Below are 26,100 nucleotides of genomic sequence, written 5' to 3' on the forward strand. Positions count from 1 at the left end.
GGCGGCGTCGCATGTCATCGTTCCATCACGACGCAGGTGAGCCCCAGGCGAGGCCATTTCATGTTTCCACGAGGCTCTCAGAGACGGCCTTCCTCGATCGCATGACACGCCACCTGACTGCCCTGGGTCTCGATCAACTGCGGTATCTCATGCCGGCATCGGTCATTGGCATGTGGGCAGCGTCCATGAAAGACACACCCCGAGGGCAGGTTGACCGGCGTGGGCACTTCGCCGGGCAGTTTGATATGCGCGGGGCCATCATCGTCGAGACGCGGTATCGCCGACATCAGCGCTTGAGTATAGGGGTGGCGCGGACGATCGAACAGAGTACGCGTCTCGGCTACCTCGCAGACCCGCCCCAGGTACATCACCACCACCCGGGTACCGAAGTGCTCGACGACGGCCAAGTCATGGGTGATGAACAGGTAGGTCAGATGGTGTCTCTCCTGGGCATCCATCAGCAGATTGAGTACCTGCGCCTGAATCGACACGTCGAGCGCCGAGATCGGCTCGTCGGCGACGATGAACTCAGGCTCCACTGCCAGCGCCCTGGCGATGGCAATGCGTTGGCGCTGACCGCCCGAGAACTCATGGCCGAAACGCTTGCCCCATTCCGGATCGATGCCCACCGACACCATCACCTCGCCAATCTTGTCGAGGATCTGTTGGCGACTCCAATCCGGATGATGGAAACGCAGCGGCTCCTCGAGTGTCTGCTGAATGCTCATGCGTGGATTCAGCGACGCATAGGGGTTCTGGAAGATCATCTGCATGCGCCGCCGATAGGGCAGCAACTGGCGTGCGCTGAGATGATCGATGCGCCGGTCGTCATAGCGGATCTCCCCGGCAGTGGGGTGCAGAAGGCCCATCACCATCCGCGCCACCGTGGACTTGCCGCAGCCGGACTCGCCGACGACACACAACGTTTCGCCGCGCTTGACATCGATGTCGACACCGTTGATGGCGTGGACGAACGCCTGACGGCGCTTCAGCTTGCCGCCCTCGAAACGGAGCTGTTCGAGAAAGTCGCCGGAAAGCGGGAAGCGCTTCTCGAGCCCACGAACCTGGAGTAGCGTGTCGCCGGCCTGCGCCGACTCACTCTCTTGAGGATACTGGGGTTGTTGTCGCACCTTGCTCATAAAGCCTCCCGTTTTTCGCTCGGGCCGTTGTCGCTCGCATCATGCTCGGGCGAGTGACGCTCGACGAGCTCACGCACCATGTGGCAGGCCACATCACAGTTCCCCGAGCGCACGAATGTCGGGATCACCTCGCGACAGTCACGCCGACGTTCGCCGTTGGCGTCGACCGAGAAACTGCAGCGTGGATGAAAGGCGCAACCCGGCGGGGTATTGGCAAGACTGGGCATCGAGCCGGGAATCTGGTTGAGACGCTGCCCGGGGGTCGCCATCTGCGGCAGAGCGTTGATCAACCCCTGAGTGTAGGGGTGCTCCGCGTCGTTGATGATTTCCCGGGTCGGCCCCTGTTCAATGACGCGACCGGCATACATCACCAGCATGCGCTGAGTGACCTGGCTGACCACGCCCAGGTCGTGAGTGATCAGGATCAGCGCCACGTTGTGCTTCTCGCACAACTCCAGCAACAGTTCCATGATTTCCGCCTGGATGGTCACATCGAGCGCCGTGGTCGGCTCGTCGGCGACGATCACGTCGGGATCGAGCAACAGGGCGATGGCGATGATGATGCGTTGACGCATTCCCCCGGAAAGCTCATGCGGGTACTGATCCAGACGCCGCTCGGGGGAGGGAATATAGACCTGGTGCAGCTTGTTGAGCGCGATCTCGCGCGCATCGCGACGGCGGATGCGGCGATGCGCCTTGAGGCATTCGATCATCTGCTCGCCGATGGTCAACACCGGATTGAGCGTCATCATCGGGTCCTGGAAGATCATCGATACCTTGTTGCCGCGTATCTGCTGCAGCTGGCGCGGCTTCATGGTGGTCAATTCACGCCCATCGAAGCGGATGCTGCCGTCAGCGATGTAGCCCGGTTTGGCAATCAGGTTGAGGATAGTGAACGCCGCCACCGACTTGCCGGCCCCGGACTCGCCGACAATGCCGAGACGCTCGCCACGGTCCAGCGTGAAGCTGACATCGCGCAGCGCCTTGACGTCGCCCTGACGCAGGGCAAAACGCACGTCGAGATTGGAAACTTCGAGTAAAGCCATGCGATCAGCCCTTGTAGAGTCGCGGGTTCATGACGTCGCGCAGCCAGTCACCGAGCAAATTGATGACCAGCACCAGCACGATCAGCACGGCGCCGGGAATCAGAGTGATCCACCAGGAACCCGACTGCAGATAATCGAAGCCCGACTTGATCAGCGAGCCCAGTGACGGCTGGGTTTCAGGCATCCCCAGACCGAGAAACGATAGCGCCGCTTCCGAGATGATGGCGTTGGCGATCTGCACGGTGGAGATGACGAAGATCGGCGACAGCGTATTGGGCAGAATGTGCCGGAACATGATGCGCTTGGCGCGAAACCCCATCACCCGCGCGGCATCGACATACTCCTTGCTGCGCTCGGCGAGCACCGAGGCGCGCACGGTACGCGCATACTGCGGCCACTCGGCGAGACCGATGATCAGCACCAGGATGAACACCGCATACTCGCTGTAGACGGCGCCACCGAAGGTGGCCTTGATCACTGCACCGACGATGATCGCCACCATCAGCGTGGAGAACGACAGCTGAATGTCGGCCATGCGCATCAGAAAGGCATCGACGCGGCCGCCGAGATAGCCGGCGAGCAGGCCGAAGGTCACCCCGAGGAGGGCCTGCAGCATCACCGCTCCGAAGCCAATGATCAATGACACTCGGGCGCCATAGAGAATCGTCGATAGCAGGTCACGCCCCTGCGCATCGGTACCCAGCAGATATTGCGGGTCGCTGCCATCGATCCAGAACGGCGGCAGTTCCGAGTCCAGGATACGGATCTGGGCCAGGTCATAGGGATTCATCGACGCCAGCCAGGGCGCCAGAATGGCCGCTGCCACCAGCAGGACAAAGACGGCGAAACAGACCTGGGCGATCCAGTCACGCTTGAAGCTGTACAACAGGTAAGAGCTTCGAAAGCGCGCCCAGCGCGAGGACGGCGAGGTAGTGGAAGACGACGTCGGAGCGATAGTCATGCGGGCTTCCCTGTGAGTTTCACGGTGGGGTTGACCAGACCGTAGATCAGATCGACCAGCGTATTGGTGATCACGAAGATCAAGCCGACGATCATCAAATAGGTGACGATCAGCGGGATGTCGGAGCGTTCGATGGCATCGAGGAACATCAGTCCCACGCCCGGCCACTGGAAGACCGTCTCAGTGAGAATGGTATAGGCGACCAGCGTACCGATCTGCACACCGCCTACGGTGATCACCGGCAGCATGGTGTTCTTCAACGCGTGCACGAAGTAAATGCGACGCATGCTGATCCCCTTGGCCTTGGCAAACTTGACGTAGTCGGACTGCAAGACCTCGAGCATTTCGGCGCGGATCAAGCGTATGAAGAGCGGTAGCATGATCGAGGCCAGTGATATCGACGGCAACACCAGGTAACTCAAGCCTTCAAGCGAGGCGAAGTTAGTGCTCCAGGTACCCACCACGTGTACCACGTCACCGCGCCCGTAGGCCGGCATACCGCCGTCGGTGGACAGCAAGCCGTTGAGCCAACTGCCCCAACCGGTATCGACTGGGAATGGGGTGAACTGTACGCCGATGGCGAATATCTGGATCAGCACGATGGCGGTGAGGAACACCGGTATCGAAATGCCCACGATCGAGACGCCCATGAACAATCGCGACAACGGCGAACGCGGCTTGATGGCGCTATAGACGCCGATCGGCACCGAGAACAGCATGATCAATACTGTCGTGGCGAACACCAGCTCCAGGGTCGCCGGCAAATGGCGTAACACGACCTCGATGGTCGGTTCGCCATAAAAGTAGGAATAGCCAAAGTCAAAATGCATGGCATTCTTGGCGAAGCGCAGATACTGCACCATGAACGGATCATTCAGCCCCAGTTCCTCACGCAGTTCGGCGCGTTCACTATCCGGTACCGACTGACCGACCATCTGCTGGATGGGGTCGCCGAGGTTGTCCTGGATGGCGAAGCTGATCACGCTGATGATGAACATCACCAGGAAAGCGTGAAACAGGCGCTTGATCAGAAAAGCAATCATGGATTGCGGCCCCCGTTGGCAAACGAAGGCGCCTGAGCGACCACCGACCGCCAGGACGCGCTTGCTTGGTTTGAAATTCGAAACGACGGATCCCTCCGCCGGCTTGGCACCGGCGGGGGGAGGGTAGGTACGACTTATTCCGGCTTGACGACCACGTCCCCCAGGTAGGGGAAGTTCATGACGTTGAGCACCGGCTCGATCTGAACGTTGTCATCGGCGGCCCAGGCCAGGTCCTGCCAGTGCAGCGGAATGAATGCGGCATCGTCATAGAGAGCCTTTTCCACTGCCTGGAGCATCTTCGCGCGCTTCTCGCGGTCGGTCTCGAGGTTGGCCGCCGCGACCTTCTCATCGAGCGCCGGATTGCAGTAGTTGCCTGCGTTGTACTGGCCGGCGCCGGTGTCGGGGTTGGGGCACTCGGTGAGGTACTGGAAGAAGTTGGCCGAATCCTCGGTGTCGGCGTGCCAGCCAATCATCATCACATCGGCGGCCCGATTGTCGAATTCGGTCCAGTACTGAGCCTTGGGCAGCGTCTTGAGATCCACCGTGACGTTGATTCGCGCCAGCATCGCCGCGACCGCCTGAGCGATCTGTGCATCGTTCACGTAGCGGTTGTTGGGCGCCATCATGGTGATGCTGAAACCATCCCCATAACCGGCTTCCTTCATCAGTTGCTTGGCTTTCTCCAGGTTATACCGTGGTTCCAGGGTCGGGTTGTGTCCGGCATAACCTTTCGGCGAGAGCTGGGCGGCCGGCGTCGCGAAGCCTTTCATCAGCCGATCGGCAATGGCTTCCTGGTTGATGGCATAGGCAAACGCCTGACGAACCTTGGGATTCTTGAAGGCGTCGACACGCTTCTGGTTCATCTGCAGCATGATGATGCGCGTGCCTGACATGGTGACGAGCTTGACGTCTTTGGCCGCGCGGACCCGCTGCAGATCGTTGGGGGGCACCGGCGCGATGAAATCGACGTCACCGGAGAGCAGGGCGGCCACGCGGGTGGCATTCTCGCTGATCGGGGTCAGCACGATGCGATCGACGTTGCCCGGCGACTGCTCATCCCAATAGTTGTCGAAACGCTCGAACTCGACTCTGACACCCTGTTGCCGCTCGGTGACGCGATAGGGGCCGGTGCCGGAGACGTGACGCGACGCGAAGGAGTTGCCGTTCTTGACGATTGCACTCTTGTTCTTGCCATCCGCCGTCTCGCCGGAATAGAACTCGCTATCCATGGGAAAGATGTAAGTCGACAGGTTGAGCAGCAGCGGGTAAGGCTTCTTGGTATGGAACTTGACGGTGTGTTCATCGACCACTTCGACGCGATCGATCGGCTCGAAAATCGCCTTGAAGTCGGCGCTGCGCTTGAGACGCTCGACGGTCCAGGCAACATCCTTGGCGGTAAATGCGTTGCCACTATGGAACTCGACGCCTTTGCGCAGCTTCATCTGCAGCGTGGTATCGTCGATCTGCTCCCAGCTAGTGGCCAGCCGCGGCTCGAATTCGAAGTCTTGGGTCCAGCGCACCAACGGGTCGAAAACCAGGTGCGAGAGTTGCAGTATTCCGCCGGAAAGTTGTTCATGGATATCCAACGACACCGGGTCGGCGTCGTAAGCTACACGCAATGTCACGGGGTCGTTATCGCTGGACGAGTCTTGCGCCAGCACAGGCAGGGGAAGCGCGACACAAGCGCCGAGCAACGCCGCCAGGAGAGTCTTCTTGTTAATCATGTTGAAGCCCTATTGTGTATTGTTATGCGAATAGAATCGCCGGCCTCAACATAAAGAGCTTTGGACGAAGACGACAATCGAAATCTTGATGGCCGCCATTCGTTAGATGAATAATGCCGTCTGGTGGGCTTGCGCTAGACGGTGGACATCAACCCGCCACAGGGTCGAAACGATGGATGTGCGAGGCCTCGTCGAGTTGCGATACCGTGCATTCAAGATCGGTCACGCAGCCGTCGGCCAAGCCATAGACCCAGCCATGCACCGATAGCTTCTGCCCGCGCTGCCAAGCGCGCTGCACGACCTTGGTACGACACAGGTTGGCCACTTGCGCACGCACATTGAGCTCGCACATCCGGTCGACTTTCTCATCGAACGATAACGGCGCGAGTGCCTCACGGTTGACGCTGTACAATTCGCGGACGCTGTGCAGCCAGTAATCGATCATGCCGTTGTCACCGTCGGCGATCGCGGCCCGTACCCCACCGCAGCCATAATGACCGACCACCATGATGTGCTCGACCTGAAGTACATCAACGGCGAACTGCACCACCGACAAGGCGTTCATGTCATTGTGGTACAGCAGGTTCGCCACGTTGCGATGCACGAACACCTCTCCCGGCGGCAAATCGACGATCTGGTTGGCCGGTACTCGACTATCCGAACACCCGATCCACAGATAATCGGGGTTCTGCTGATGCGACAAGCGTTCGAAGAATTCTGGGTCACGTTCACGAACAGCTGCGGCCCATTCACGATTTTGTTCCAGCAGCTTCTTGATATCGCTCATGTAAATCTCTTCATGCAAGCAGGGGATCCGAACAACTTTTACCTTCTCTGTCTCGAAGCGTCAATCAGGCCCCTCCCTGAGCGTTCCCTAGGCTGTTATCATTTGCAACATCGAAAAGTCAGGAGATTGACGTGGTTCAGTACGATTACGACCTATTTGTCATCGGCGCGGGCTCCGGTGGGGTACGCGCTGCACGCACAGCAGCGGCCACGGGCGCGCGCGTCGCCATTGCCGAGGATCGCTATTTGGGCGGTACCTGCGTCAATGTCGGTTGCGTGCCCAAGAAGCTCTATTCCTATGCAGCGCATTTTCACGATGCTTTCGAAGATAGCGCTGGCTTCGGCTGGACGTTGCCCGAAGCACCGCGCTTCGACTGGGCGACGCTGCGCGATAACAAGATCGAGGAGATCAAGCGTCTCAATGGCATCTACGGGCGGTTACTCGAAGGTGCCGATGTCAAGCTCATCAATGGTCGCGCCACCATTACCGGCGCGCATAGCGTCGAAATCAACGGCGAGACGCTATCCGCCGAAAAGATTCTGGTCGCGACCGGCGGCTGGCCCTGGGTTCCCGATATAGAAGGCGCGGAACACGCCGTGGATTCCAACCGCGTCTTCGACCTGGACACCTTTCCCGAGCGCTTTTTGGTGCTGGGCGGTGGCTATATCGCGGTCGAGTTCGCCAGCATCTTCAATGGGCTCGGCAGTGACGCGCACTTGGTCTATCGTGGCGAACTGTTCTTGCGCGGCTTCGACCGTGAAGTGCGTGAATTCACCCGCGACGAGATGCAGAAGAAGGGCGTCAATCTGCATTTCGAAACCACCATCGAGCGTATCGAACCTGTCGGTGATGCGTACCGCGTCAGCCTGACCAATGGCGAAACGCTGGAGGTGGATGTCGTGCTGGCCGCTACCGGTCGCCGTCCCAATCTCACCGGCCTGGGACTCGACGCGCTGGACATCGAGCTCAATCCCAATGGCACGATCAAGGTTGACGAGCGTTATCAAACCTCGGAGCCCTCGATCCTGGCGCTGGGCGACGTGACCGGTGGCCCCGAGCTCACCCCCGTGGCGCTTGCCGAGGCCATGCACCTCGTGCAGCACCATTATGGGGATGCCACGCCGGGCCCCTTGGATTACCAGGACATTGCCACGGCCGTGTTCTGTCATCCCAATATCGGCACTGTCGGCCTCAGCGAAGAGGAAGCCCGCGAGCAGTGCGAGTCGGGCGTACGCATCTATCGCGCCGATTTCCGTCCCATGAAGCACACGCTTTCGGGAAGTCAAGAACGTTGCCTGATGAAGCTGGTCGTGGACGACGCCAGCGATCGGGTGGTGGGTGCTCACATGGTGGGCGACGATGCCGGCGAGCTCATTCAGGGCATCGCCATCGCCGTACGCGCGCGCCTGACCAAGACCGACTTCGACGCCACGGTAGGCATTCACCCCACCAGCGCCGAAGAGTTCGTCACCATGCGCTCCTTGTCACGTCGCTAGTGATGTGGTGCCGTTTCGGTTGCAAACGGGCCACGTGAGTGGCCCGTTTGCATTGGTACCCGACGAGAAGGAATCGCTCCCTAGATGACATGACCCATGCACGCGGCTCATCATTGACTAGACTGAGAGCAGTCGCATTGCATGAGCACAGCTTGGTAACGCGCGGCTATATACGCATATCAAGTTATAATGTGTGTTTATGTGATGGCGGCTTGACGATAATGAATCATTTGATCAATTCATAAGCCGCTGTTATTATTGCAAACACATTCGCCATTAGCGAAACATGGATATGACACCCACGACCGAGAACTTCACGCCTTCTGCCGATCTGGCGCGTCCGAGCGTCGCGGACACCGTGATTGGCAGTCCACAGAAGACTCTTTTCATCCGCAAGCCCACGACCGACGATGGGTGGGGAATCTACGAGCTCGTCAAGGCGTGTCCCCCCTTGGATGTCAACTCGGGCTATGCCTACCTCCTGCTCGCCACACAGTTTCGTGATACCTGCGCCGTGGCCACGGACGAAGAAGGGGAGATCGTCGGTTTCGTGTCCGGATACGTGAAGCGCAACGCGCCGGACACCTACTTCCTGTGGCAAGTGGCCGTGGGTGAGAAAGCCCGAGGAACGGGCCTGGCACGGCGCCTGGTCGAAGCCGTCCTGATGCGTTCGGGGATGAGTGACGTTCGCCACCTCGAAACTACCATCACACCCGATAATGAGGCATCGTGGGGGCTGTTCAAACGCCTTGCCGACCGTTGGCAGGCACCGTTGAACAGCCGTGAGTATTTCTCCACGGGGCAGCTGGGTGGCGAGCACGATCCGGAAAATCTCGTCCGAATCGGCCCGTTCGAGCCGCAACGAATTTGACCCGCTTAAAGAGGCAATCTATGCAGACCGATATTCTCGAACGTATGGAATCCGACGTTCGGACCTATTCGCGTTCGTTTCCCACCGTCTTCACCGAAGCCAAGGGTGCGCGTCTGCACTCTGAAGACGGCAAGCAGTACATCGACTTCCTCGCGGGCGCCGGCACGCTGAACTATGGCCACAACAACCCTCACATCAAACAAGCGCTGGTCGATTACATCGCATCCGATGGCATCGTGCATGGTCTCGACATGTGGAGCAAGGCCAAGCGCGAGTACCTGGAAACGCTCGAGGAGATAATCCTCAAGCCGCGTGGGCTGGATTACAAAGTCCAGCTACCGGGACCGACAGGTACCAATGCCGTCGAAGCCGCCATCCGTATAGCGCGCAACGCCAAAGGACGGCATAACATCGTCGCCTTCACCAATGGCTTCCACGGAGTCACCATGGGGGCCCTGGCCACCACCGGTAATCGCAAGTTCCGTGAAGCCACCGGCGGCATTCCGATGCAAGGCGGAAGCTTCATGCCTTTCGATGGCTATATGGGCGAGGGCACCGATACCCTGGGGTATTTCGAAAAGCTGCTGGGCGATAACTCCAGCGGTCTCGATATTCCCGCCGCAGTCATCGTCGAGACGGTGCAGGGCGAGGGCGGTATCAATCCGGCCAGTATTCCGTGGCTGCAACGCCTGGAAAGAATCTGTCGTGCCCACGACATACTGCTGATCGTCGACGATATCCAAGCCGGTTGCGGTCGTACCGGCAAGTTCTTCAGTTTCGAGCATGCCGATATCAAGCCGGATATCGTCACCAATTCCAAGTCGCTTTCAGGCTACGGGCTGCCGTTCGCTCACGTGTTGATGCGCCCGGAACTGGATATCTGGAAGCCCGGCCAGTACAACGGAACATTCCGTGGGTTCAGCCTTGCGCTGGTAACCGCCGCCGCTGCCATGCGGCACTTCTGGAGTAACGATACGCTCGAGCGTGATGTGCAGCGCAAAGGGGGCATCGTCGAAGAGCGCTTCCAGAAGATCGCCGCGTTCATGACCGAACATGGGCATCAAGCCAGCGAGCGTGGTCGTGGCCTGATGCGTGGCCTGGATGTCGTCGATGGCGACATGGCCGATGACATCACGGCCCAGGCCTTCCAAAATGGGCTGGTCATCGAGACATCTGGGCATTCCGGTCAGGTCGTCAAATGCCTGTGCCCGTTGACTATCTCCGATGAAGACCTGCACGAAGGGTTGGATATCCTGGAGCGAAGCGTCAAAGAAGTCTTGGGTAAAGCCTGACGGCGCTCTTTTTAGCGCGTTAACTCATAAGCGTCCATGCGCTACAGTGGACACGGGATGTGGCCCGCGAGCTCGCGGGCCTTGTATTGAGCCTATAGAGGATGTCGCCTCATGATCGTTCGTAACCTGGAAGAGTGCCGCAAGACGGAGCGCTTCGTCGAAGCCGAAAACGGCAATTGGGATAGCACGCGCCTGGTGCTGGCCGACGACAACGTCGGTTTCTCGTTCAACATCACCCGTATTCATCCGGGTACCGAGACGCACATCCACTACAAGCATCACTTCGAGGCGGTTTTCTGCTACGAAGGTGAAGGTGAAGTCGAAACGCTGGCTGACGGCAAGATTCATCCCATCAAGGCTGGCGACATGTATCTTCTCGACCAGCATGATGAACATTTGCTGCGTGGCAAGGAGAAAGGCATGACCGTCGCGTGCGTATTCAATCCCGCCTTGACCGGGCGCGAAGTGCACCGTGAAGATGGTTCCTACGCGCCGGTCGATGAGTGATCGACCAAGTCTGATATGACCCGTGAAAACGCTGCCTAGTAATGGCAGCGTTTTCTTTTATATGGGGAATGATCGAGCAGATGATAGATAGCACGCATATCTCTAGAATGAGAATGATGCCCTGACCATGACGACCCGGAAGTTCGCATAATATATATTATGTTAAATACACACCCTGTGATGCGGTGCGCATCTGGCTCCATCCCGGGCAACGGCGTAGAATGTCCCGCACTACCGAGAACGATGGTGTTGCGATGCTCGATTCCCATACGCTACTGACGCAGGCGGAACGCCAGTGCCACAAGCACGGTGCGCGCTTCACGCCGATACGGCGGCGTGTCCTGGAAATGATCGCCACCTCACCTGGCGGCCTCAAGGCCTATGACCTACTCGATCGTCTCGCCACGGAGCATGCTTCGGCGCGCCCACCGACCATCTATCGCGCGCTGGAGTTCCTCATCGAGCACGGCCTGGTGCATCGTATCGAGTCGCTCAATGCCTATGTGGCCTGTCCCTGTCCCGAACACGCGCATGGCTTCCAGCTACTGATATGCCGTTCCTGTGGGCGCGTCGAAGAATTGCACCTCGACGACGTCAACGAACAACTGACTCAGGTAGCCCGTCAACAAGGCTACCGTATCGAGCGACAAACCATCGAGCTGCTGGGCCTATGTGCGTCTTGCACGGCGAAGCAGGCATCCGCTTAATTCATCCGCCAAGGCGACGTCACACGATGACCGAACTCTTCAAGCAACTCGAGCCGGCCACACAGGGTACGCGCAAAGCGATAAGCACGCTGCTCGATGCCGCGCGCTGGAACGATGACGGGCTGCTGCCCGCCATTGCACAGCAACATGACAGCGGCGAGGTGCTGATGATGGCGTGGATGAACCGCGCCACGCTGGAGGAAACCCTCGCCACGGGGCGCGTCTGCTACTGGTCACGCTCGCGCGGCAAACCTTGGCGCAAGGGTGAGTCGTCCGGGCAGGTACAACGGTTGATGGCGGCGCATGTCGACTGCGACGGCGATACCCTGCTGCTGAGCGTCGACCAGCAAGGCCCCGCTTGCCACACCGGGCGGCGTAGTTGCTTCTACGTGGCACTGGGCGAGGAAATGGCGGAAATCGTCAGCGCCCCACTGATGGATCCTGCCGAACTGTACGGCCAGCGCTAATCATGCGACTTCTCGGCAAGTGCTTTTCAGGTCTCATGATCGGCCTGTTGCGCGGCTACCAGTACGTGATCAGCCCCCTGCTCGGCCCTCGCTGTCGCTTCTGGCCCAGTTGTTCGCAATACGCCGTAGAAGCCATCCAGATTCATGGCCCCCTGAAAGGCGGCTGGCTGGCGCTCAAACGAATTCTAAAATGCCACCCCGGCCACCCCGGCGGCGTCGATCCTGTGCCGCCCGGACCAGGCGATGGCGACGCCTGCACCGATCACGAACACTCCCACACGCGCTGAAGGTCCTCTCTCTGGCCCTGCGTGGCGTGTGGAGAACAGGCGCTTAGGGGACCATTCAGGACACGCTAGGCCGCTTGTTTTGCCACCGCATAGATGCGATCAAGCATGGCATGCAAGCCATTGCTGCGCGTCGGTGACAGATGCTTGTCGAGCCCCAGCTCGGCCAGGAAATCCGGCGGCGTCGCGTGAATCTCGCTGGGCGGCCGGTCGTTGTAGATCCGCAACAGGACGGCGATCAATCCCGAGACGATGGCGGCATCGGACGTCGCCTCGAAGTGCAGTCGGCCATCCTCCAGGCGGTCGTGAATCCAGACATTGGACTGACAGCCCTGAATCTTGGTGTCATCGTTCTTCAACGACTCAGGGAATGTGGGCAACTGTTTGCCCATGTCGATGATGTACTGATAACGATCCATCCAGTTGTCGAACATGGCGAACTCATCGGCCAGTTCGGCTTGTGCTTCGCGTGCTGTCATGCGCCCTCCTCGCAAATCGATGCCTCATTATAACGTGCCATCACTATGCGTGTCGGCGTCCGTGAGCCGGTGATGCGTCAATTGACGATACCACTCTTCGGCCTCCGCATGCAGATAGCGGGCCGTGGTATCCAGGCGCGCGTGGCGCGCGGTTCGCGCCAGGTAGCGTAACTCCACGCCGGCCTGTGCCTGATGCGTCAACGCAGTGTGACGCAACCAATGAGGCGTGGCCTGTTGCAGCGGCGCACGCTTGGCTTCCGACAGGTCGTCAAGGGCATGATAGCCCGCACGAAATGTCTCGCGAATCATCCGATAAAGCTGGTTGTCACCTAGCCCGCGCCGGCCATCCAACGCCCGTAGCAGCGGCGCGGTATCGTCGGGGTCAGGCTGCGGCGACATGCCCAGCGTCATCCGCCAATCCGCGAGCAGCGTCATCATATCCGGCGGCACCGGCACCTCGGACAGCTTGTCGCCCTTCCCCACGACCCGCCACCACCAGCGCCCTTCACGCTGTATGAAGTCACCCATCCGCGCAGTGGCCATCTCGCTGATCCGGGGCGCCAGCAGATAGGCAAAGCCGAACAAGAAGCGACGCCGCGCCCAACGATAATAGGCGCCGCTGCCTGACTGTGGAGACGGCGGGACTTGCAGCCATGCCCAGAAGTGCTGCCACAGCGTCTTTTCGATATAACGCTCGATACGTTCGTTGCGATTGTCCATGCGTCGACGCTTGTCGCGGATCAAGCGAAACGGGTTATGCTCGACCCACCCTGCCTCGACCAGCCAGGCGAACATACCTTGCAGAATGACCAATGCCTGGCGCCGGCTGGACGCCGAAAGCGGCTGGCGGAACGGCCTCCACTCTAACGCATGCCGGGGCCGTGACGGCCCCTGCCACAACGCCGCCGGCTGCGGATCGGCCAGGAAGCGCTCATAGGCATCCAGCGTGTCACGCCGGACGTCACTTAATGCTTCACTGCGCCGCTGAAGCCACAGCAACAGACGCTCGGCTTCCTTGCGATAGGCGCGCCATGTCTGAGGACTCGACTGAAACTCGCTCAGCCAGGATGCAACGGCTTCCACATCGGTGCGCGCCGAGATATGCACTGCACGCCTCGCGCCGGGTTTCTCCAACTCCCCTGACGTTTGTGACGTTCTCGAGGCGGCCCCGGTTTCGAGCGCGACGATCGCTGCGATTTCTTCTTCACGCACCTGCCCCCTGTCGTCCTGCATGACACCCCTGTGACGTCTCTGGTTCCGATTCCACGCAGTCTCGAATATTACGCCTATAAATTCAAGATAATGCGCGTAATCTTGAATTTTTACCGCCTTTGATAATGTATTTTACGTAATATGTTTAATGTAATATTGCCATTCACCAGTAACGAGGTATGCTGTAAGACGTCACCCACGCCCCCGTGGCGCCCAGCACAAAGGACTCGACATGGCCCGCAACGGCATTCAATACGAAGATGTACAGCGCGCGATCGACACGCTGCTGCGTCACGATGAGGCCCCGACCGTTCAGAAAATTCGCGACATCCTGGGCACGGGAAGCTTCACGACCATCAGCGATCACTTGCGGGAATGGCGGCTAAGACGGGAACAGAACCGCGACGTCACCCCGAGCGAGGCACCGCCGGAAGCGTTACAGGCATGGATGACGGATCTCTGGGCAAAGGCCCAAGCGCTGGCGGCGGAGTCCCTGGCGCATTACCGTCAAGAAGCCGATCAACGTATTGAAGAAGCGCAAGCCGACGCCCAAGCCGCCGCGCGCAAGGCGGCGGACGCCGAGGAACGCCTCGCGGCGCTGAACACGCACTTTGAACAGGCCCAGGCGCGCCTGGAAGAAAAGACAATGCAACTGGCCAATGCGCAAAGCGAACTGCAAGCGGCCCATCAGCAGGAAACTCAGCAGGCACGGCGCGTGCAGCAACTCGATGAGGAATGCCAGAAACATCAGCGCCAGCTAGAAACCGCGCGCAGCGAGCATCGTGAGGCCATGGCAAAGCTCGGGCGTGAGCATCAAACCCAATTGAAGCAGGAAGAGCAACGCCACGAGGCAGCGGAAGCACGCTTGATGGGGCTTCTCGATGACGCGCGTCAAGAGCGCCAGAATGTCGAAAAGCAGGCCCAAAAACGTACTGCGTCCCTGGAGCAGAAACTCGAGCGCATGCAATCCGAGCTCGCCGAGCAGCGCCGTCAGTACACGACGCTGGAAGAAAAGGCTCGCAGTGAAACCTCGCAGCGCCAGGCATTGGAAAGCAAGTTACGGGAGAGCCAAGGTCAACTAGAGCAAACGCAAAGCGACAACCGGCGCGCAGAGCGTGAGCTCGAGCAACAGCACGCCATCAATCGCGAGTTGCGCGAAAAGCTGGCGCGTCTGCCGCTACCCCCCTTCGTCGTCTAAGACGACACTCGGGGGCCAGACCTCGAAAAAAGAAAGCCCGCTCGTGGCGGGCTTTCGATACTGACCATGAATTGTCGCGGCCCGATAGCGGTCGCGATCAATGACGGTCAACGATAATAGGCATTGGTATCGTCGGTATGATCGGTCACGTCGCGGATACCTGCCAGTTCGGGCACACGCTCGACCAGCGTCTTCTCGACCCCGTCCTTGAGCGTTATATCGACCGCGGCACAGCCCTGGCAACCACCGCCGAACTGCAGCACGGCGACATTTTCTTCGGTCAATTGCATGAGGCGGATTTCGCCGCCGTGAGCCGCCAAGCCGGGGTTGATTTCGCTATAGAGCACGTAGTTGACGCGATCTTCGAGTGGGCTATCGGCATTGACCTTGGGCATCTTGGCATTGGGGGCCTTGATGGTCAGTTGGCCGCCCATGCGATCCGGGTTGAAGTCGACCACCGCTTCTTCGAGGAATGCAATGCTGTTTTTCTCGAGATAGACCGTGATCTTGTCCAGGTCGAGGCGCTCGTCGCTGGGCTCTTCCTCACCCGGCCGGCAGTAAGCCAGGCAGGTTTCGGCATACGGCGTGCCCGGCTGTGTGATGAAGATGCGCACCGCAATGCCTTCGACGTTCTGCTTGGCCAACAGCTCGGCAAGATACTCCTGAGCGTTGTCGGTAATCTGGATGGGCTGGCTCATAAAACGTTACTCTCTACCTGAGATGTTGCCTTCATGGTATGAAAAAGCATCGCCGGACACAATCCCGAGTATTTTGCTGGGTCTTGACGACTGCCCACCTAGCGGAGCTTCTGGTAACATCCACGCCTCGTGTATCGCCTGAGCGACATCGGTCTCGTACCGGTCTCGCCGACGCTCGTCCTACCGCTCGGATCCCGCTGGAGTAATACGCCGACATGCCTGCCGCCACCGCTTCGTCATTAACACTCGCCGCTTCGTTCTCGTCGCTTCACGATCAGCTGGCACGGCGCATCATGATCCTCGATGGTGGCATGGGCACCATGCTGCAGAGCTACGAACTGGATGAAAACGACTTTCGGGGGCAACGCTTCGCCGACTGGCCCAGCGACCTCAAGGGCAACAATGACCTGCTGGTGCTGACGCGTCCTGATGTGGTGCGTGACATTCATCGCGCCTACCTCGAGGCCGGCGCGGATATCATCGAGACCAACACCTTCAACAGCACCCAGTTGTCGCAATCCGATTACGGCATGCAGTCCCTGGTCCCCGAGCTCAATCGCGAAGCCGCGCGCCTGGCCAAGGACGTCTGCGACGCGGTGGGCTCGGAAACCGGTGTACCGCGCTATGTCGCCGGCGTATTGGGGCCCACCTCGCGCACGGCGTCACTCTCGCCGGATGTCAATGACCCCGCCAAGCGAAACGTGACCTTCGATGAATTGTTCGACAACTACTACGAGGCAGCCGATGCCCTGATCGACGGAGGAGTCGATCTCTTCATGATCGAGACCATCTTCGACACCCTCAATGCCAAGGCGGCCATCTATGCGCTCGAGAGGCTGTTCGAGGCACGCGGCACGCGTTGGCCAGTGATGATCTCCGGCACCATCACCGACGCCTCCGGGCGCACGCTGTCCGGCCAGACCACCGAGGCGTTCTGGAACTCGATCCGTCATGCTCAACCGCTGTCCGTCGGCCTCAACTGCGCCCTCGGCGCGGCGGAGCTACGCCCCTATCTCGAAGAGCTTTCCCACAAGGCCGACACCTACGTCTCGGCGCACCCCAACGCCGGGCTCCCTAACGAATTCGGCGAATATGACCAGACCGCCGAGGAAATGGCCACGATCGTGCGCGAGTTCGCCGACAGCGGCATGGTCAACATCATCGGCGGCTGTTGCGGGACCGCGCCCGAGCACATCGCCGCCATTCGCGATGCCGTGGCCGAGCTGCCGCCGCGCCCGGTCGTCGAGCGCCCCAAGGCCTGTCGCCTTTCAGGGCTTGAGCCCTTCAACATCGAAGCGGACTCCCTGTTCGTCAATGTCGGCGAGCGCACCAACGTGACCGGATCGGCGCGCTTCAAGCGCTTGATCAAGGAGGAGGACTACACCACGGCGCTCGAGGTGGCCCTCGAACAGGTCGAAAATGGTGCCCAGGTCATCGACATCAACATGGACGAGGGCATGCTCGAGTCACAGGAAGCCATGGTGCGCTTCTTGAACCTGATCGCTTCGGAGCCGGATATCTCCCGTGTACCGATCATGCTCGACTCCTCGAAATGGGAGATCATCGAGGCAGGCCTCAAGTGCGTTCAGGGCAAGGCGGTGGTCAACTCGATTTCCCTCAAGGAAGGCGAAGACGCCTTTCGCCAACAGGCCTTGGCCTGCCGCCGTTACGGGGCTGCCATCGTGGTCATGGCCTTCGACGAGGACGGGCAGGCGGACACCTTCCAGCGCAAGACGGAAATCTGCGAACGCGCCTATCGCCTGCTGGTCGACGACATCGGCTTTCCCGCCGAGGACATCATCTTCGACCCCAACATCTTCGCCATTGCCACGGGCATCGAGGAGCACAACAACTACGCCGTCGACTTCATCGAGGCATCGCAGTGGATTCGCGAGCACCTGCCGCACGCCATGCTCTCGGGCGGCGTGTCCAACGTATCGTTCTCCTTCCGAGGCAACAATGCGGTACGCGAGGCGATCCACTCGGTCTTCCTCTATCACGCCATCAAGGCCGGGCTGACCATGGGGATCGTCAACGCCGGCCAGCTGGCGGTCTACGACGACCTGCCCGAGGAACTGCGCGAGGCCGTCGAAGACGTGGTGCTCAACCGGCGCGACGATGGCACGGAGCGCCTGCTCGATATCGCCGACAAGTACAAGGGCGATGGCGGCGGAAGCGAAAAGAAAGAAGATCTGGAATGGCGCAGCTGGGAAGTCGAAAAGCGCATCGAACACGCCCTGATCAAGGGCATCACGGCCTACATCGAGGACGACACCGAACTCGCGCGGCAGCGTGCCGAGCGCCCTATCGAGGTCATCGAGGGCCCGTTGATGGACGGCATGAACGTGGTCGGCGACCTGTTCGGCGATGGCAAGATGTTCCTGCCTCAGGTGGTCAAATCGGCGCGGGTCATGAAACAGGCGGTCGCCTATCTCATTCCCTACATCGAAGCCGAGAAGAGCGAAGGCACCCAGGCCAAGGGCAAGATCGTCATGGCCACGGTCAAGGGGGACGTTCACGACATCGGCAAGAACATCGTCGGCGTGGTCTTGCAGTGCAACAACTATGAGGTCATCGACCTCGGCGTGATGGTACCGGCGGAGAAGATCTTCGCCGCCGCGCGCGAGCACAATGCGGACATCATCGGCCTGTCCGGACTGATCACCCCGTCGCTGGACGAGATGGTCCATGTGGCCAAGGAAATGCAGCGCCAGGATTTTACGATCCCCCTTCTCATCGGCGGCGCGACGACTTCCAAGGCCCACACGGCGGTCAAGATCGCCCCACAGTACGACCAGCCGGTCATCTATGTCAGCGATGCCTCACGCGCCGTCGGCGTCGCCAGCCGTTTGCTTTCGCCGACGCTCAAGCCGGGCTATGTCGCGGAAATCAGCGACGAATACGACAAGGTCCGCGAGCGCAATGCCAAGCGCCGTCCCAAGGCGGCCGATCTAAGCTATGCCGAGGCGCGTGAGCGCCGTCCTATCTTCGATTGGGCCGATTACACGCCGCCCGAACCGGCCTTCACCGGGCTCAAGGTCTTCGACGATTATCCCCTGGAAGAGTTGGTCGAGCGTATCGACTGGACGCCCTTTTTCATGAGCTGGCAGCTCTCGGGCAAGTATCCCAAGATTCTCGAGGACAAGGTGGTTGGCGAAGCGGCTCGCAGCCTATTCGCCGATGCGCAGACGATGCTGCGCAAGTTGATCGACGAGCGCCATATTACCGCACGCGGCGTCATCGGCATGTGGCCAGCCAACAGCGTCGACGACGACAGCCTAGAGATCTATGCCGACGCCTCGCGCACCGAGGTGATCGAGCGTCTGCATCATATTCGCCAGCAGACCACCAAGAACCGCGACGGTGTTTGCCAGAGCCTCGCCGATTTCATCGCGCCGCGTGATGGGGAGAGCGGCGAGCCCAACGGCAAGCAGGATTGGATCGGCGGCTTCGCGGTGACCACCGGGCATGGCGCGGACGAACTGGCGAAGCAGTACGAAGCGGCGGGTGACGATTACAACGCCATCATGGTCAAGGCCTTGGCCGATCGCCTCGCCGAGGCCTTTGCCGAACGCATGCATGAGCGCGTACGCAAGGAATTCTGGGCCTATGTGCCTGAGGAGACTCTGGACAACGAGGCGCTGATCGCCGAGCAGTATCAGGGCATCCGCCCCGCGCCGGGTTATCCCGCCTGCCCGGATCACACCGAAAAGGCCACGCTCTTCCGGCTGCTGGACGCCACCGTCAAGACCGGGATCGAGCTGACCGACAGTTACGCCATGTGGCCATCGGCGGCGGTCTCCGGCTGGTACTTCTCGCACCCGCGCTCGAAGTATTTCTCCACCGGCAAGATTGGGCGTGACCAGGTCGCGTCGCTGGCGGCGCGCAAGCAGATGCCATTGAAGGAGCTCGAGCGCTGGTTGTCGCCGGTGTTGTCCTACGATCCCGAGTGAGAGATTATAACCAAAAAACAATAAAGTATTATTATTTATTCTTTCAAAGAATATAGAAGGCAGGGTAAGGTGCCCTGCTACGGCAATCCATGTGACTAGCAGGACACCGCCTGTATGTACCGGTACGACACGTACGACCAAACACTCGTCGACGAACGCGTCGCCCAATTCCGCGACCAGATGCGCCGCTACCTCGAGGGCAAGATAAGCGACGAGGAATTTCTGCCGCTGCGCGTGCAGAATGGCCTCTATGTGCAGCGTTATGCGCCGATGCTTCGCATCGCCATCCCTTATGGCATGCTGGCGTCCTACCAGTTGCGCAAGCTGGGCGAGATCGCCGCACGCTACGATCGCGGCTATGGCCATTTCACCACGCGCACCAACCTGCAGCTGAACTGGCCCAAGCTCGAGGACGTACCTGACATCCTGGCGGATCTGGCCAGCGTGCAGATGCATGCCATTCAGACCAGCGGCAACGATATTCGCAACACCACGACCGATCAGTTCTCGGGCATCGCCGCCGACGAGGATGTCGATCCGCGTCCCTGGTGCGAGCTGATTCGTCAATGGTCGACCTTCCACCCGGAGTTCGCCTATCTGCCGCGCAAGTTCAAGATCGCCGTGACCGGTGCCGAGGAAGACCGCGCCGCCATTCAGGTGCACGACGTGGGCCTGCGTTTTTGGCGCAACAGCGATGGCGATGTCCGCGTCAAGGTACTCGCCGGCGGCGGCCTGGGCCGTACACCAATGATCGGCGCCGTGATGTGCGAGGACCTGCCGTGGCAGCACCTGCTGACTTACCTCGAAGCCATCCTGCGCGTCTATAACCAATACGGTCGCCGTGACAACAAGTTCAAGGCGCGCATCAAGATCCTGGTCAAGGCGCTGGGCATCGACGAGTTCCGGCGCCGCACGGAGATCGAATGGGCCCATCTCAAGGATGGCCCGCAGACGCTGACCGAGGAAGCGATCTCCGCCGTGGCCGACCACTTCGTCGAGCCGCCGCGTCGCGACGTTGCCGAAGATGCCATCCAGGCCTACGAGCGCTTGCGCGGAGAGAACCGTGCCTTTGCGCGCTTCGTCACCAACAACGTCACCGATCATAAGGTCCCCGGTTACAAGGCCGTGACGCTATCACTCAAGCGTCACGACCATTCGCCCGGTGACGTGACCTCCGACGACATGGCCGCCGTGGCGGATCTCGCCGATGAGTTCGGCTATGGCGAAGTGCGTGTCACTCACGAGCAGAATCTGGTGCTCACCGATGTGCCCGTGGACCGTATGGAAGATCTCTGGCAACGGCTCGAGACACTCGGCATGGCCAACCCCACCGTGGGTACCCTGGCCGATTTGATCTGCTGCCCGGGAGGTGATTACTGCTCGCTGGCCAATGCCAAGTCGATCCCGGTCGCTCAGGAAATTCAGCAGCGCTTCGAAGATCTGGACTTCCTCTATGATCTGGGGCCGCTGGAGCTCAACATCTCGGGTTGCATGAATGCCTGCGGTCACCACCACGTGGGTCATATCGGCATTCTCGGCGTCGACAAGAAGGGCGAAGAGTATTACCAGATTTCACTGGGCGGGAGTCAGGGCAACGAGTCGTCACTCGGCAAGATTCTGGGGCCGTCTTTCTACCGGGAAGACGTAACCAACGTGATCGACAAACTATTGAAAGTCTATGTCGGCGAGCGTACGCCTGATGAGACCTTTCTCGACACGTATCGCCGCATCGGCCTGAAACCCTTCAAGGAGCATGTCTATGCCTGAGCAGCGCACCCTGATCGTCGGTCGGCATGTCGTGGAAGACGACTGGACACAGCTTCTCGAGGAAGATGCGCCACGCCCCGCGAACGGACGTATCATCGTGGCGTTGTCAGAGTGGCAGGCAGCGCCCAGCGACGATATCGCCCCGCTGCTCGCCAGCGACACCGAGCTCACGCCCGAACTCGCCACGCAATTGCTGGACGCACCGCTGATCGCCATCGACTTTCCCAAGTTCACCGATGGACGTGGCTACAGCCTCGCACGCCTGCTGCGAGAACGTTACGGTTACCAGGGACAGATTCGCGCGGTCGGCGATGTGCTGATCGATCAGCTGTACTACATGTCGCGCTGCGGCTTCGATGCTTTCTGGCTGCGTGAAGATCAAGTCGTTGAAGACGCGCTCAACGCCCTGGACACCTTCAGCCTCAGCTATCAGCCCGGCACCGATACACCGGAACCTTTGTTCCGGCGGCGTATGCGCGAAAGCGCCTGAATCTCGCCGAAGTCCAGCCGACGTCGCCTCGCGAGAGGCATGACGTCGGCCCCTCCTTCCTCGTGTAACGTGACGTGCTTAGCCCCGCCGCTTTTGCTGACGCTCGCGATTCCGGGCTCGCGCCCGCTCAGACTTGCGCAACATGGCGTAAGTAGCGCCCAGGCCACCGTGGCGTTTGTGCGCCGATGCGTAAGCCTGCACTTCATCGAATTGCGACAGCCATTTGGCGATGTAGGAGCGTACGACATTGGCACGTCCCTCAGCCTCTTTGCTACGGCCATGCACGATCAACACACAACGCAGGTCATGTTCGCGGGCGTCTCTTATGAAGCGAAACAACTCACGCCGGCAGGCTTCAAGCGGCATTTTCTGCACGTGTAGATATGCCTCCGGTGCATAGTCGCCGTGACGCAAGCGCTCGAGCACACCGATCTGGATGCCATCGCGACGATACTCGATGGGATCGGCCGGGCCCGCTAGATCGACGAATTCATCGGACAAGAAATTGTCTTCCACTTCGTCGGCTTCGGCCTTGGCACGGCGAGCCAGTTGAGCCTCGGAGGGGGCAGAAGGCGAGTGTTCGATGTCCGCCTTGTCGCGCCCCTTGGTCAAGGGTTGGACATCCTCTCCCAGCGCTTCCCGAAACAGATCATCCCGCATGTGCTGGCTCATCGGCATTGTCTCCTAAGGCACTGTTACCGGAATCCCCGAAGGTTTCCAACCTCACTGGATAATGCCACACTCCCCGGCCCTGGCGGCAAGCACCCGCCTGATCATGGGCACGCGATAGGAGACAATCAATGCGCTGGGGGATCAGACTGGGCATCGCGCTCATGGTCGGCATCGTCATCGGCAGCGGTTACCTCTGGTACACCTTTCGCAGCCCTTACGGCTACGAACCGCCGGCCTCGCCACCGATCGTGGATACTCGCCTCGAGCAACACAATGTCTTCGTCTATGGCACATTGCGCTACGTGCTCATACGTTCGCTGGTAACGGGGAATATAGGCATCGCGTCGTCTCCTGCCACCTTGAATGGCTACACACGTCACGAGCTGGATATTGCTCCAAGCGTCGGCGGCACGGTCGAGGGCGAGCTGTTGAAGGTAAGCACTCCCGCGCTGCAACGTCTGGACCGCTACGAGCGCATCGGCGCCCGCTATCGCCGCGTCAACGTCAGGCTGGCAGACGGCACGAGCGCATGGGTGTATCGACGCATATGAACGTTCTGGTTTTTTTTGAGTCATGAAAGATAACGGTATAAACCTTCATGACCCAAGGCCAGGTCACGCCGAGTCGTTGCATGCCCCCTCAGCCAACAGATGTTCCATGGACTGCGTCAGCACCTGCCGACGGTGGCGCTCGGCTTCTTGTAGCGCCGCATGGACCGCCTGCATCGCCGGTGCGGGCGACGACTCGCCAAGCGGCACGGCCCAAGGCATGGCGCGCTGGAAGTCCCAGAGCGACAAGGCATCGAGGTCGCGCCCCAGCATCCAGCGATCGTTATCGAGCTGCACGGCCACGCCCAGTGTCTGCAAGGGCGCCATCACGTCCGAATAGCGAGCCCCCAGTCGCATCGCCAGTTCCCGGTCGTACACGGCCTGCCCTCGCCGATGGGCATCGTACAGGTGAGACACGACCCCCAGCGCTTGCCAGAACGGCGCCCAGTAGCGCCATTCGGCGCACCGCCGCTCCCCCAGCCAGGCCGCCAGTTCAGCGCCGACCAGCACGATCGCCCAGGACAAGAACACCCACACCAGAAACAAGGGAACGGCGGCAAAGGTCCCGTAGATGACCTGATACGACGGAAAGTAAGTGACGTACAACGAAAACGCCCCCTTGGCGAGCTCCAGAGCCAGGGCGGCCAGCCCGGCGCCCGCCACGGCGTGCCGAAACCGTACCCGGCAGTTGGGCACGGCCATGTAGATGAACACGAACGCCGTGAAGCTCAGCGTCAGCGGCAGCAAGCGCAGAAAGGCGACCGGCCCGCCCAGCACGTCGGCGGCCCCTCGCACCAGTGTCAGCGATGCCAGATAGGAAGACAGCAAGAACCCCGAGCCCAGCAACAAGGGGCCGAGCGTCAGTACCGCCCAGTACAGCAGGAAACTGGAAACGCCGCGTCGGCTGCGCGAGACATGCCAGATACTGTTGAAGGCACGCTCCACGGTCACCATCATCATCACCGCCGTGACCAGCAAGAAGATCAACCCGATCAGCGTCAGGCTACGCGCCTGTCGTGAAAAATCGCGCAAATGCTCGACCAGCGTCGACCCGGTCGCCGGCACGAACTGGCTGAAGATCAAGGCCTGTAGCTGTTCGCTGATCCCCTGGAAGCTGGGAATGGCCGAGAGCATCGCATACAGGACGGTCATGAACGGCACCACCGCGAACAACGTGGTGTAGGTCAAGGCGGAGGCCGTCTTGAGTCCGTCATGCGCATCGAAGCGCTGAATCAGCTCACGCAGACTGTGCAGGATGATGGCCGGCCAGCGTCTATCAAGGAGTTGTGGGCGTCGCATGTGGCGCTCTAAAATGCTTAACTAATTGTTTGATACGTCGAATCCCGCTGCCGGAGTCAAGGCATGACGACTTTTACACTCTACCACAACCCGCGCTGTTCCAAGTCCCGAGAAGCGCTCGCCCTCATCGAAGCACGCGGGGTCGATGTCACTGTCCATCGCTACCTTGACGCGCCATTGGACATCGCCGCGCTGCGTGCCTTGGCGCAACGGCTGGAAGATGGGGTGCCTGCTCTGGTGCGTACCAACGAGGCGCAGTGGAGATCCCTGGCACTCGAGGCACCCAGCGACGACGAGCGTCTGCAGGCCATTGCCGAGCACCCTCGCCTCATGCAACGACCGATTCTCGATGATGGCACACGTGCCCGCATCGGCCGTCCCCCGGCCGCTATTCTCGACTTGATCGAATGATCGATGTCCACGACACGAGGCTTCTCATGACGCGCCCCGCTTCTGCAACACCCTATGTACTCGTGCTGTTCTACTCGCGCAACGGCGCTACTCGAGAGATGGCAGAACAACTCGCCGCTGGCGTGGAGAGCAACGCCGGCATCGCGGCACGGCTACGTACCGTCCCTCCCGTGTCGCCGACCACCGAAGCGGTCGACCCGGAAATCCCCGCCGAGGGAGCCGTTTACGCTACCCTGGACGATCTCCGCCACTGCCATGGTCTGGCGCTGGGCAGCCCCACACGGTTCGGCAACATGGCCTCGCCCCTCAAATACTTTTTGGATACCACCAGCGAGCTGTGGATGAACGGCATCCTCGCCGACAAACCCGCCACTGCATTCACCTCCACGGCCAGCCTGCACGGCGGGCAGGAAGCCACGCTATTGACCATGCTGATTCCCCTGCTGCATCACGGCATGGTCTACGCTGGTGTCCCCTATCGCGAGACGCGCTTGTTGACGACGCAGTCCGGCGGCACCCCCTATGGCACGAGTCACCTCGCCGGCGCACAGGCAGACCGTCCGCTGGATGACGACGAAACGGCGCTGGCACGGGCTCAAGGCGAGCGACTGGGACGTCTCGCCCTGGCCATGCGCTCGCTGCATGAGGCCACGTGATGCGTCAACGGCTCGATCAACTGGCGTCACGCCATGGGCTGTCGCGGGTCGCTACGCTGGCACGCCGAGGCGTCTGGGGCGGCATGGCGGCACTGGCCCTTCTGCAAATCTTCGGCGGCTGGCAACTGTATGCCAGCGGTCAGGTCGACCTGATGCCGATAGCTGTCCGCCTCTTGCCACTGGTACTCTTTCTCCCTTCTGTGGTCACTCGGCGTCCGCGAGGGCATGTCATGCTGGCCTTCGTCAGCCTGCTGTATATCTTGCAAGGGCTGATGATCGCTCAGCTACCGGATCGACTCGCATGGGGGGTGCTGGAAACACTCGCTGCCCTCGTCTTGTTCGTTAGTGCCGCTGCGTATGCGCGCTGGCGCCGACAACAGCTCACAGGCTGAG

26 protein-coding genes are annotated in these 26,100 nt (G+C 60.3%); 15 read left to right on the plus strand and 11 right to left on the minus strand.

Annotation, left to right across the window (positions count from 1 at the left end):
• Positions 1 to 77: 77 nt before the first annotated feature.
• The 6 genes from C8E00_RS06710 to can form a co-directional block, all read right to left on the minus strand.
• On the minus strand, positions 78 to 1,139 hold the full coding sequence (locus C8E00_RS06710; protein ID WP_133696073.1) for an ABC transporter ATP-binding protein: 1,062 nt from the start codon (positions 1,137 to 1,139) through the stop codon (positions 78 to 80).
• Positions 1,136 to 2,185, minus strand: a complete 1,050-nt coding sequence (locus C8E00_RS06715) for an ABC transporter ATP-binding protein (protein ID WP_133696075.1) — start codon at positions 2,183 to 2,185, stop codon at positions 1,136 to 1,138. Before C8E00_RS06715 ends, C8E00_RS06710 begins: the two co-directional genes overlap by 4 nt.
• A gap of 4 nt (positions 2,186 to 2,189) precedes the next feature.
• Positions 2,190 to 3,146 carry an ABC transporter permease gene (locus C8E00_RS06720; RefSeq protein WP_133696077.1) on the minus strand — a complete coding sequence of 319 codons (957 nt, stop codon included), beginning with the start codon at positions 3,144 to 3,146 and terminating at the stop codon, positions 2,190 to 2,192.
• Complete coding sequence (locus C8E00_RS06725) at positions 3,143 to 4,189, minus strand: ABC transporter permease (RefSeq protein ID WP_133696079.1); 1,047 nt, start codon at positions 4,187 to 4,189, stop codon at positions 3,143 to 3,145. Before C8E00_RS06725 ends, C8E00_RS06720 begins: the two co-directional genes overlap by 4 nt.
• A 134-nt stretch (positions 4,190 to 4,323) precedes the next feature.
• Positions 4,324 to 5,913, minus strand: a complete 1,590-nt coding sequence (locus tag C8E00_RS06730) for an ABC transporter substrate-binding protein (RefSeq protein WP_133696089.1) — start codon at positions 5,911 to 5,913, stop codon at positions 4,324 to 4,326.
• A 148-nt stretch (positions 5,914 to 6,061) separates the two neighbouring features.
• Complete coding sequence (gene can, locus C8E00_RS06735; RefSeq protein WP_133696092.1) at positions 6,062 to 6,700, minus strand: carbonate dehydratase; 639 nt, start codon at positions 6,698 to 6,700, stop codon at positions 6,062 to 6,064.
• 131 nt (positions 6,701 to 6,831) lie between these two features.
• On the opposite strand from can, the gene gorA reads away from it, so the two are divergent.
• The 7 genes from gorA (at position 6,832) to yidD (ending at position 12,327) form a co-directional block, all read left to right on the plus strand.
• Complete coding sequence (gorA, locus tag C8E00_RS06740; RefSeq protein WP_133696094.1) at positions 6,832 to 8,196, plus strand: glutathione-disulfide reductase; 1,365 nt, start codon at positions 6,832 to 6,834, stop codon at positions 8,194 to 8,196.
• A gap of 292 nt (positions 8,197 to 8,488) precedes the next feature.
• Entirely contained in the window at positions 8,489 to 9,067 is a 579-nt protein-coding gene (ectA, locus tag C8E00_RS06745; RefSeq protein ID WP_133696096.1) for a diaminobutyrate acetyltransferase, read from the plus strand.
• Positions 9,068 to 9,087: 20 nt separating this feature from the next.
• Positions 9,088 to 10,359 carry a diaminobutyrate--2-oxoglutarate transaminase gene (gene ectB / locus C8E00_RS06750; RefSeq protein ID WP_133696099.1) on the plus strand — a complete coding sequence of 424 codons (1,272 nt, stop codon included), beginning with the start codon at positions 9,088 to 9,090 and terminating at the stop codon, positions 10,357 to 10,359.
• A gap of 111 nt (positions 10,360 to 10,470) precedes the next feature.
• Entirely contained in the window at positions 10,471 to 10,866 is a 396-nt protein-coding gene (locus C8E00_RS06755) for an ectoine synthase (protein WP_133696102.1), read from the plus strand.
• 254 nt (positions 10,867 to 11,120) lie between these two features.
• A complete protein-coding gene (locus C8E00_RS06760; protein WP_133696104.1) occupies positions 11,121 to 11,573 on the plus strand; it encodes a Fur family transcriptional regulator in 453 nt (150 codons plus the stop codon).
• A gap of 26 nt (positions 11,574 to 11,599) precedes the next feature.
• Positions 11,600 to 12,040 carry a phosphoribosyl-AMP cyclohydrolase gene (hisI, locus tag C8E00_RS06765; protein WP_133696107.1) on the plus strand — a complete coding sequence of 147 codons (441 nt, stop codon included), beginning with the start codon at positions 11,600 to 11,602 and terminating at the stop codon, positions 12,038 to 12,040.
• 2 nt (positions 12,041 to 12,042) lie between these two features.
• A complete protein-coding gene (gene yidD, locus C8E00_RS06770; protein WP_133696110.1) occupies positions 12,043 to 12,327 on the plus strand; it encodes a membrane protein insertion efficiency factor YidD in 285 nt (94 codons plus the stop codon).
• Positions 12,328 to 12,392: 65 nt separating this feature from the next.
• Here the strand turns inward: yidD and C8E00_RS06775 are convergent, their stop codons facing one another.
• Together C8E00_RS06775 and C8E00_RS06780 are read right to left on the minus strand one after the other, a co-directional pair.
• Entirely contained in the window at positions 12,393 to 12,803 is a 411-nt protein-coding gene (locus tag C8E00_RS06775) for a SufE family protein (protein ID WP_133696112.1), read from the minus strand.
• A gap of 27 nt (positions 12,804 to 12,830) precedes the next feature.
• Positions 12,831 to 14,036, minus strand: a complete 1,206-nt coding sequence (locus C8E00_RS06780; RefSeq protein WP_133696115.1) for a tyrosine-type recombinase/integrase — start codon at positions 14,034 to 14,036, stop codon at positions 12,831 to 12,833.
• 211 nt (positions 14,037 to 14,247) lie between these two features.
• Between C8E00_RS06780 and C8E00_RS06785 the strand changes: the two genes are divergently transcribed.
• Complete coding sequence (locus tag C8E00_RS06785; RefSeq protein ID WP_133696117.1) at positions 14,248 to 15,213, plus strand: DNA-binding protein; 966 nt, start codon at positions 14,248 to 14,250, stop codon at positions 15,211 to 15,213.
• Between the two features lie 107 nt (positions 15,214 to 15,320).
• Here C8E00_RS06785 and nfuA read toward each other — a convergent pair whose 3' ends face one another.
• Positions 15,321 to 15,911, minus strand: a complete 591-nt coding sequence (nfuA, locus tag C8E00_RS06790; RefSeq protein WP_133696119.1) for a Fe-S biogenesis protein NfuA — start codon at positions 15,909 to 15,911, stop codon at positions 15,321 to 15,323.
• A 215-nt stretch (positions 15,912 to 16,126) separates the two neighbouring features.
• Between nfuA and metH the strand changes: the two genes are divergently transcribed.
• The 3 genes from metH to C8E00_RS06805 all read left to right on the plus strand — a co-directional run bounded on the left by metH (position 16,127) and on the right by C8E00_RS06805 (position 22,121).
• Positions 16,127 to 19,864, plus strand: coding sequence for a methionine synthase (gene metH, locus C8E00_RS06795; protein ID WP_133696122.1), 3,738 nt, complete (start codon positions 16,127 to 16,129; stop codon positions 19,862 to 19,864).
• A gap of 114 nt (positions 19,865 to 19,978) precedes the next feature.
• The gene (locus tag C8E00_RS06800) at positions 19,979 to 21,631 is read left to right on the plus strand and encodes a nitrite/sulfite reductase (protein WP_133696124.1); all 1,653 of its coding nucleotides are present in this window, start codon (positions 19,979 to 19,981) and stop codon (positions 21,629 to 21,631) included.
• On the plus strand, positions 21,624 to 22,121 hold the full coding sequence (locus tag C8E00_RS06805; RefSeq protein WP_133696127.1) for a DUF934 domain-containing protein: 498 nt from the start codon (positions 21,624 to 21,626) through the stop codon (positions 22,119 to 22,121). Before C8E00_RS06800 ends, C8E00_RS06805 begins: the two co-directional genes overlap by 8 nt.
• Before the next feature lie 78 nt (positions 22,122 to 22,199).
• Here the strand turns inward: C8E00_RS06805 and smrA are convergent, their stop codons facing one another.
• A complete protein-coding gene (smrA, locus tag C8E00_RS06810) occupies positions 22,200 to 22,793 on the minus strand; it encodes a DNA endonuclease SmrA (RefSeq protein ID WP_133696129.1) in 594 nt (197 codons plus the stop codon).
• Between the two features lie 128 nt (positions 22,794 to 22,921).
• On the opposite strand from smrA, the gene C8E00_RS06815 reads away from it, so the two are divergent.
• Positions 22,922 to 23,344: a gamma-glutamylcyclotransferase family protein gene (locus C8E00_RS06815; RefSeq protein WP_133696132.1), complete on the plus strand. Its 423-nt coding sequence runs from the start codon at positions 22,922 to 22,924 to the stop codon at positions 23,342 to 23,344.
• Positions 23,345 to 23,407: 63 nt separating this feature from the next.
• Here C8E00_RS06815 and C8E00_RS06820 read toward each other — a convergent pair whose 3' ends face one another.
• A complete protein-coding gene (locus C8E00_RS06820; protein ID WP_133696135.1) occupies positions 23,408 to 24,640 on the minus strand; it encodes a YihY family inner membrane protein in 1,233 nt (410 codons plus the stop codon).
• A 63-nt stretch (positions 24,641 to 24,703) separates the two neighbouring features.
• Between C8E00_RS06820 and arsC the strand changes: the two genes are divergently transcribed.
• The 3 genes from arsC to C8E00_RS06835 are packed head-to-tail and all read left to right on the plus strand — an operon-like array spanning position 24,704 to position 26,099.
• Positions 24,704 to 25,051 (plus strand): arsenate reductase (glutaredoxin), encoded by a 348-nt coding sequence (arsC, locus tag C8E00_RS06825; protein WP_133696137.1) that lies wholly within the window; start codon positions 24,704 to 24,706, stop codon positions 25,049 to 25,051.
• 26 nt (positions 25,052 to 25,077) lie between these two features.
• The gene (gene wrbA / locus C8E00_RS06830; protein WP_133696140.1) at positions 25,078 to 25,707 is read left to right on the plus strand and encodes an NAD(P)H:quinone oxidoreductase; all 630 of its coding nucleotides are present in this window, start codon (positions 25,078 to 25,080) and stop codon (positions 25,705 to 25,707) included.
• Complete coding sequence (locus C8E00_RS06835; RefSeq protein WP_133697212.1) at positions 25,707 to 26,099, plus strand: DUF2069 domain-containing protein; 393 nt, start codon at positions 25,707 to 25,709, stop codon at positions 26,097 to 26,099. Before wrbA ends, C8E00_RS06835 begins: the two co-directional genes overlap by 1 nt.
• The last annotated feature ends 1 nt before the right edge of the window (position 26,100 follow it).

Source organism: Chromohalobacter marismortui (assembly GCF_004364315.1).
Taxonomy (GTDB): Bacteria; Pseudomonadota; Gammaproteobacteria; order Pseudomonadales; family Halomonadaceae; genus Chromohalobacter; species Chromohalobacter marismortui.

Excerpts from the sequence above, each read along its gene's own strand:
- C8E00_RS06725 (WP_133696079.1), bottom strand. The coding sequence starts at position 4,189 with ATGATTGCTTTTCTGATCAAGCGCCTGTTTCACGCTTTCCTGGTGATG.
- C8E00_RS06815 (WP_133696132.1), top strand. The coding sequence starts at position 22,922 with ATGCGCTGGGGGATCAGACTGGGCATCGCGCTCATGGTCGGCATCGTC.
- hisI (WP_133696107.1), top strand. The coding sequence starts at position 11,600 with ATGACCGAACTCTTCAAGCAACTCGAGCCGGCCACACAGGGTACGCGC.
- C8E00_RS06800 (WP_133696124.1), top strand. The coding sequence starts at position 19,979 with ATGTACCGGTACGACACGTACGACCAAACACTCGTCGACGAACGCGTC.
- C8E00_RS06760 (WP_133696104.1), top strand. The coding sequence starts at position 11,121 with ATGCTCGATTCCCATACGCTACTGACGCAGGCGGAACGCCAGTGCCAC.
- C8E00_RS06755 (WP_133696102.1), top strand. The coding sequence starts at position 10,471 with ATGATCGTTCGTAACCTGGAAGAGTGCCGCAAGACGGAGCGCTTCGTC.
- ectB (WP_133696099.1), top strand. The coding sequence starts at position 9,088 with ATGCAGACCGATATTCTCGAACGTATGGAATCCGACGTTCGGACCTAT.
- yidD (WP_133696110.1), top strand. The coding sequence starts at position 12,043 with ATGCGACTTCTCGGCAAGTGCTTTTCAGGTCTCATGATCGGCCTGTTG.
- arsC (WP_133696137.1), top strand. The coding sequence starts at position 24,704 with ATGACGACTTTTACACTCTACCACAACCCGCGCTGTTCCAAGTCCCGA.
- nfuA (WP_133696119.1), bottom strand. The coding sequence starts at position 15,911 with ATGAGCCAGCCCATCCAGATTACCGACAACGCTCAGGAGTATCTTGCC.
- can (WP_133696092.1), bottom strand. The coding sequence starts at position 6,700 with ATGAGCGATATCAAGAAGCTGCTGGAACAAAATCGTGAATGGGCCGCA.
- C8E00_RS06720 (WP_133696077.1), bottom strand. The coding sequence starts at position 3,146 with ATGACTATCGCTCCGACGTCGTCTTCCACTACCTCGCCGTCCTCGCGC.
- C8E00_RS06835 (WP_133697212.1), top strand. The coding sequence starts at position 25,707 with ATGCGTCAACGGCTCGATCAACTGGCGTCACGCCATGGGCTGTCGCGG.
- C8E00_RS06710 (WP_133696073.1), bottom strand. The coding sequence starts at position 1,139 with ATGAGCAAGGTGCGACAACAACCCCAGTATCCTCAAGAGAGTGAGTCG.
- C8E00_RS06730 (WP_133696089.1), bottom strand. The coding sequence starts at position 5,913 with ATGATTAACAAGAAGACTCTCCTGGCGGCGTTGCTCGGCGCTTGTGTC.
- smrA (WP_133696129.1), bottom strand. The coding sequence starts at position 22,793 with ATGAGCCAGCACATGCGGGATGATCTGTTTCGGGAAGCGCTGGGAGAG.
- metH (WP_133696122.1), top strand. The coding sequence starts at position 16,127 with ATGCCTGCCGCCACCGCTTCGTCATTAACACTCGCCGCTTCGTTCTCG.
- C8E00_RS06715 (WP_133696075.1), bottom strand. The coding sequence starts at position 2,185 with ATGGCTTTACTCGAAGTTTCCAATCTCGACGTGCGTTTTGCCCTGCGT.
- ectA (WP_133696096.1), top strand. The coding sequence starts at position 8,489 with ATGACACCCACGACCGAGAACTTCACGCCTTCTGCCGATCTGGCGCGT.
- C8E00_RS06805 (WP_133696127.1), top strand. The coding sequence starts at position 21,624 with ATGCCTGAGCAGCGCACCCTGATCGTCGGTCGGCATGTCGTGGAAGAC.
- C8E00_RS06820 (WP_133696135.1), bottom strand. The coding sequence starts at position 24,640 with ATGCGACGCCCACAACTCCTTGATAGACGCTGGCCGGCCATCATCCTG.
- C8E00_RS06785 (WP_133696117.1), top strand. The coding sequence starts at position 14,248 with ATGGCCCGCAACGGCATTCAATACGAAGATGTACAGCGCGCGATCGAC.
- wrbA (WP_133696140.1), top strand. The coding sequence starts at position 25,078 with ATGACGCGCCCCGCTTCTGCAACACCCTATGTACTCGTGCTGTTCTAC.
- C8E00_RS06780 (WP_133696115.1), bottom strand. The coding sequence starts at position 14,036 with ATGCAGGACGACAGGGGGCAGGTGCGTGAAGAAGAAATCGCAGCGATC.
- C8E00_RS06775 (WP_133696112.1), bottom strand. The coding sequence starts at position 12,803 with ATGACAGCACGCGAAGCACAAGCCGAACTGGCCGATGAGTTCGCCATG.